The following is a 3,293-nucleotide window of genomic DNA, read 5'->3' on the forward strand; positions in this document are numbered from 1 at the left end:
TATTTGGCGAGTGACGGCTGATGAATTGTTTGATGATCTGGCAGGCGAAGGCATGACGCTGAGTGATCTAAAAGTTCAATACCGTGGCACAGAATCTGGTCCTCAATTTGAAGCAGCCCCCTTTATGCTTAGCGATGGAGTGATCACGGTTAAGCGACGTAGTGGCTCGAAATCAGTCAGAATACCTGCGGGTGAATATCGCTTTACGGTGACTGGCCACTCAAAACATGCCATTGGTGGCGGTGATACTACGACATTTGTGGTGAATATTGAGGATAACGTCGCCCCTCATTTACTGAGACGCAGTTATACTGTCAATGAGGGATCTGACGAGCTGGATATGAAGTATATTGTCGGTGACACTGAAGGTGATGACGTTATTTTTAATATGTCGGAATTATCTGGCCTGTCATTTGGCAGCCACCCCTTTCCAAGCAAATTATATTCTGGCGCATTTGTAACAGCGGATTATCATCGTTTAATGGCCCATTATAAATTCGGATTTGATTATAACAGCGAAGGTGTGTATCACATTGCTGGCACGTATGAAGATTATTACAACCTAACGCCGCAACAATTTAGCTTTGATTTAACGGTTCTGCCTGCAGATCAACCAATATTTTTTCAAGGCGGATTTTCAGATTGGCACTTTGAGCCGAATAAACCTCTTTCTCAACACGCCGAGTTTGATGTTAATGTCATTAAAGACAAAGTGGTAGAAAATGATAATGAAGACACCGTTTCTTATAGTCTTATCTTCAAAAATGACATATCAAAGATATCACTGGGTGGGCATTACAATGAAGTAGGAAAACCTATATATACAGATAGCTATACCACACATAAACAGATTCAAGATATGGTTCTTAGTGGTGAAATCGGAGATGTTGCAAATCAGCTAGGCATTGTCATAGATCCCATGACAGGTGTTCTCAGCGGTGCTATTAAGGAGGCGTATGCTGGCTCTGTAACGGAAGTATATGTGCTTGCTCACTCTTCAGGAGAAATAAGACCGGCTGTCGCGCCAATTAAGGTTCAAGTTTCTGGGGCGATACACTTAGCTGTTCAAAAGGGCAGCAGCTATTCAATACCGATCACCTCAGATATGCACGGATTTGAGCAGTTAAAAAATGTATCCGTATCTGGTAACTCAAAGGTCAGCTTAAATCACAGCAAGACTCAAGTGATTATTAATACCGACTCCTCAGATGCCACTACTCAATCATTCAAAATAAGCTTTGAGGATGGTGGGCCAATTGAAGATCATATTCATGGCCAAGACACATCTAATTCAATAGGGGGAGAGCATGCTGATTTTGGAGATAATTGGCATGCGAAAAAATTAAGTAGAGAATTTACTTTTAAAGTCAGCGACATCATCGTCGATTCTACTGTACAAGAACACACCAAGCGAATTGATTTGAAGGATATCGATGACTGGAGTTTTACTAAATCCCAATTAGATACAGTCTTTGGTGACAAAGACAATGACCCGTTAACTTATAGCATTGTGTCTAAGCCCGATTGGGTTGTGTGGGACAGCAATGCACAATCATTACGTACCGCTGAAGGCAAAAACCCAGATGGTTACCATGAAGTGAAAGTTAAGGCGGTTGACCCTAGTTCGGGTGACTATGCAATTGTGACACTGGCTATGGTGGTTGAGGACACCAACAATGCACCTGTTGTAAGTCGTGAATTTGGGCCTTACTACTATACTGAAGGCGACAACATTTCTCTGGATTTTAAATCCTTTTTCAGAGAAATAGATGGGCAAGATTTAAGTTTTAAAATTTATGCCTTTGATCCTGTTTCTGATGCGTCAATGATGCCACCAGGGTTATCAGCAAGTAACGGTGTGCTTAGTGGCAAATTAGGGTTTAACAGTGAAGGTAAGTATGGCTTATCAGTTACTGCCTCTGACGGAGAATCGCAAACCACGCATACAACGTACATCACCGTACATCATGCAAACCAATCCGTGATAGACCTATCAGGTAAGGAAGGTCAAACTACCGAAACGCTCTTTACTAAAAGCATAACAGGCCTTGATGCAATTAGCAGAGTCGAGTTGATTGGCGCGCCAAGCTTTGTATCAGTATTAAGCGGCAATCGAGGATTGTATTTCAGGCCTAGTTATGCACAGTCAGGCACGTACTCATTCAGTGTTAAGCTATATCCTGGTGAAATTCAGCATCCTCATAGTGTGTCTAATGCTGCCATCTTCACACCAGATGTACGCACAATCGAATACAAAATAATTGTCAATAATAGTAATAGAGCACCTACTGCAAAACGTGCAAGCACAACTGTTGGGATGCAAAACAATCGAAGCTGGTCTTATAGCAAGGCTCAAATAAATGCCCTGTTTAATGATTTGGATGGAGATACGCTGACCTATTCCATTGTCTCTAAACCTAGCTGGGTTAGCTGGAACAGCAGCAGTCAATCATTGAGCGTGGGGAGTCAACTCAAACCAGTTGGTAATCACACCATTCGAGTCAAGGCACAAGATAGCAGTGGTGCAGCAGCCTACACCAACATTGTACTAAACTTGTCTGATTCAAATAGGGCGCCTACGTCATCCCCGTTTACCATTATTTATCCGACTGCTGGGCGCGCTATGTTGCCCATATCATTTAGTCGCTTTTTCTCTGATCCTGATGGTGACGCGTTAACGTACCGGATTTCATTTGTAAAGAATGATGGCGCTGATACTTCTGTGAGTATACCTTCAGGTCTGAACTTTAGCAGTAGTGGCGTTTTATCCGGCACACCTAGATTTTCTGGAAATTACAAACTGACGGTTACCGCATCAGACGGCAAAAAATCAACTTCAAGATCAGGCAACTTTAATATACTTTCTGGCAGTGGTGTTGGCATCGGTGGTGGAGACAACTCTTTCTCCATGGTAAATACGTTTAGTGCAGCCTCTTCGCCTAGTTTTTCGCGAAGTGCCAGCGTAATGTCTGTTGAGATGCCCGCCGACCAATTAACAGAGGTATTTAAATCTGGAACAGAAGCAGCGTCAAAGCCAAGTCAGCTAAGAAGTACACCTTTAGTTGATGTTACTCCAAACGTGATGAAATCTCTGCCTATAGCTGAGTCAGCGGTGATGTCTGCTCCTGTTCAGGCGCGTTTTTCTGCAGCTTCGGTAAGTGTGACACCCCCTGTCACACCAGCCTCAGCCACACCTTCGGCAATGGAACAATATTGGTTTACTTACGACGCCAATAATCGTGTCGTTATGGATGGTGCCCAACTGGTAGGTGGCCAAGTATCTATTTCGTCTC

Annotated in this window: 1 protein-coding gene; it reads left to right on the forward strand. The window is 43.2% G+C overall.

Going from position 1 to position 3,293, the window contains the following annotated elements; genetic code table 11:
* Window positions 1–3,293 (forward strand): putative Ig domain-containing protein (locus L1286_RS23840; protein WP_235409519.1); only part of this gene is annotated, 3,293 nt, incomplete at both ends.

The organism is Pseudoalteromonas sp. SMS1, from assembly GCF_021530565.1.
In the GTDB taxonomy this organism is placed as follows: domain Bacteria; phylum Pseudomonadota; class Gammaproteobacteria; order Enterobacterales; family Alteromonadaceae; genus Pseudoalteromonas.